This is a genomic window from Arthrobacter sp. Hiyo1, from assembly GCF_001263615.2.
Classification (GTDB): domain Bacteria; phylum Actinomycetota; class Actinomycetes; order Actinomycetales; family Micrococcaceae; genus Arthrobacter.
In genome coordinates, this window is sequence record NZ_DF952474.1 from 89,007 (window position 1) to 91,651 (window position 2,645).

General features: G+C 63.4%; 3 protein-coding genes and 1 pseudogene. 2 read left to right on the forward strand and 2 right to left on the reverse strand.

What is annotated here, in order from left to right; genetic code table 11:
* On the reverse strand, positions 1–699 hold a 699-nt coding region (locus tag AHiyo1_RS17830; RefSeq protein ID WP_216363239.1), incomplete at its 3' end, for a hypothetical protein.
* A gap of 79 nt (positions 700–778) precedes the next feature.
* On the opposite strand from AHiyo1_RS17830, the gene AHiyo1_RS17835 reads away from it, so the two are divergent.
* Positions 779–1,288, forward strand: coding sequence for a MarR family winged helix-turn-helix transcriptional regulator (locus AHiyo1_RS17835; RefSeq protein WP_059389432.1), 510 nt, complete (start codon positions 779–781; stop codon positions 1,286–1,288).
* 141 nt (positions 1,289–1,429) lie between these two features.
* The gene (locus tag AHiyo1_RS17840) at positions 1,430–1,732 is read left to right on the forward strand and encodes a DUF4193 domain-containing protein (protein ID WP_059389433.1); all 303 of its coding nucleotides are present in this window, start codon (positions 1,430–1,432) and stop codon (positions 1,730–1,732) included.
* A 54-nt stretch (positions 1,733–1,786) separates the two neighbouring features.
* Here the strand turns inward: AHiyo1_RS17840 and AHiyo1_RS17850 are convergent.
* Positions 1,787–2,628 (reverse strand): annotated as a pseudogene (locus AHiyo1_RS17850) (CHAD domain-containing protein).
* Between the last annotated feature and the right edge of the window lie 17 nt (positions 2,629–2,645).

Sequence of the window (2,645 nt, forward strand, 5' to 3'; positions counted from 1 at the left end):
GGTTCGCGGCCGCCCGGTTGCGGGGGAGCAGGAAGCCTGCGGCAACCAGCCAGAGCAGCCCGCCGAAGCGTCCGAGCGGCAGAAGGAACTGAAGAGCTCGATCGCCATCGACAGGAAGCTCAACTCTGACAGTGCGGCGACGACCAGGCCGGTCCAAGCCAACCAACGGGGCATGAAGCCAAGGATCAGGGCCGGGACGGCGATTCCCGCCATGAGGAGGCCGGTTCCGACGACGAAGCCGACCCCGCCGGTTACGAATGCGAGGAACGCGAGTGCGTGGGTGAGCGTCCCATCCGTGGTGATTTCCGGCCGGCTCAGCAACCAGGTCAGGGAGCCCGACACCATGAGGAAGATGGCCGCGCTGACTCCGCCAAAGAAGCTGATGGCCGGTCCGGGAACGCGTACGCCGAGCCGGAGCTGCCGGGCGTAGACGGTGGCCGCGTAGATCCCCAAGGGCACGGCAGAACCGAATTGGAGCATGCCGCCGACCCGCACCGCGGCGACGTTTTGCTGGAAGAAACCGGCCACCTGTCCGGTTGAAGCAAAGGGCGAGACGAACGTTTGGCCGCCTGTCAGGATTGCGGACGTGATGAGGCTGGCGAGGAAGATGCCCAAGCTGACCAGGGCGAGAATGCCGGGGTGCGGGCCGCCTGACCTGGCTGGACGGCCGCCCTCGTCGGGAATCGAACGACTACTCATGGCTGAACCTTTCCTAATTGCATCACTACTGAAATAGTTCACCTCTAGAATTATTCTGTCAAGCCTGTATTCTGAATCCATGGACTTAGCCACACCGGGCCGGCCGAACCGGACCGCTTTTCTCTTGTCGCAGTTAGGCGCGGTCGCGTCGTCGCGCTTTGCCGACCGCACACGGGAGATCGGCCTCACGCCAAGCGACGCCGGCGTCATCCGCCTGCTCGGACGCGCCCCCGGGTTGAGCCAGCGCTCCCTCGCGGACAGGCTCGGCGCCGTCCCCAGCCGGGTGGTTTCACTCATCGACTCGCTGCAGGAGCGCGGCCTTGTTGAGAGGATCCGCAGCAGTACGGACCGGCGGAACTATGAACTGCACCTCACGGACGCCGGCAAACGCGTGTTGCGTGAACTGCGAGGTATCGCGGAACAGCATGAAGCGGAGCTTCTGGCCCCCCTGACAACGGAGCAGATTGGCCAGCTTGACGTGCTTCTCGCCCAACTCGCCAGCGGCCACGGGCTGGACAAGGACCTCCACCGCGATGTCGGTCGCCAGGCCGGAAGCGATGCCGGATCCGACGGCGTACGCAAGGCCTGATCGGGCGCCCGGGTCCCGTGCCGCCGTCGGGAGCTCTCATGACGATCGGGCCACGATTTTTGCCACTATGTGGGGAATAGCAGCTGCATGGTGTATGTTGCACATTCGCCAGCAAATATACAAGAGAAGAGATAACCCCAGGTGGCAACCGATTACGACGAACTCCGCTCCGACGTCGCGGAATCCCAAAGCACGTCACTCCAGGCCCTGCAGTCTGCCAATGCTCCGGACGCCCGCAGCGTTGTTCGGGAGCTGGACGAGGCCGATGCTTTTGAAGGCAATGAGGTACCAGGCGGCGAATTCGTAGCCGAGGAACTCATCATTGCAGTCGTTCCCCAGAAGGAAGACGAGTTCACCTGCTACTCGTGTTTCCTCGTCCGTCACCGCTCCCAGATTGCCCGTGAAAAGAACGGCCACGCGTACTGCGTGGAGTGCGAAGGCTGAGCCTCTGAGGCCCAGCCCCGTGCCGCTTAGCCGCCTTTCCCGCAGTTGCGTTCATCACAGGGAATTCAGGCGCTTCTTGGCGAGCTTTTCATAGCGGGCCCCGGAGTCCGCTGCTCGCTGCTCTTCGGCAGCGAGCAAGGGAGCGAATGGTGAGTTGTCCTCCACCGATCCGTCGGTATCGCTTGCGAGCCGGAGCAGTATTGAGCAGCTGACAACGCTGTCCTGGTGCTCTCCCAGGACCTTCTGGATCTTCTGGGCATTCCGTGCCAGCTTCACGGCGGGTTTCTTGTGGACGTCCGCCAGTGCTTCGGCCGCATGGCGCAGCGTTTCGCGTCTTTGCGGACCTGATGCAATGCCCTGTCGCCTTCGACGCCGGTTTGCCCTGCGGCTGCCTTCTGGGACCGGCGCAGCCGCTTGATCGCCCTACCGGCCAGCTTGGCCGTGACGGGACGGGCCTTCTTCCCGGCGCGAGGCTTCGTGGGAGGCTCGTCGCGGAATTCCTCAAGTGACTCCAGGAGCCGGAAATAGCGTTTCGTTCCTAGAGAGCGGAGCATGTTGCGATACCCGGAGTTGAAGGCTGTTTCAAGTTCGTCATTGATCCTGCTGGCAGCTGAAGCGGGCACTAGGCCGTCGGGTTGCTCATTCATCAGTTCCCCGATCCGGTCGCGCAGGACCTCGGCATCCCGGGCCTTGCCCAGGACCTTGCCCAGCCATTTCAGTTCGGTCTTGAGCTGATCCGCGGCGTCGGCGTCGAAGAGCTTGCCGTAGGCGGACAAAGTTGAGCGGAGCCTCCGCGTAGCCGAGCGCATGCCGTGAACGGCGTCGTCGGCGCCTTGCCGGACTCCGGAGTCCAGTTGGGTGATTTCAGCTATCTGCGCGGCGATGTAGGCAACTATTGCATCCCCGGCAGAGC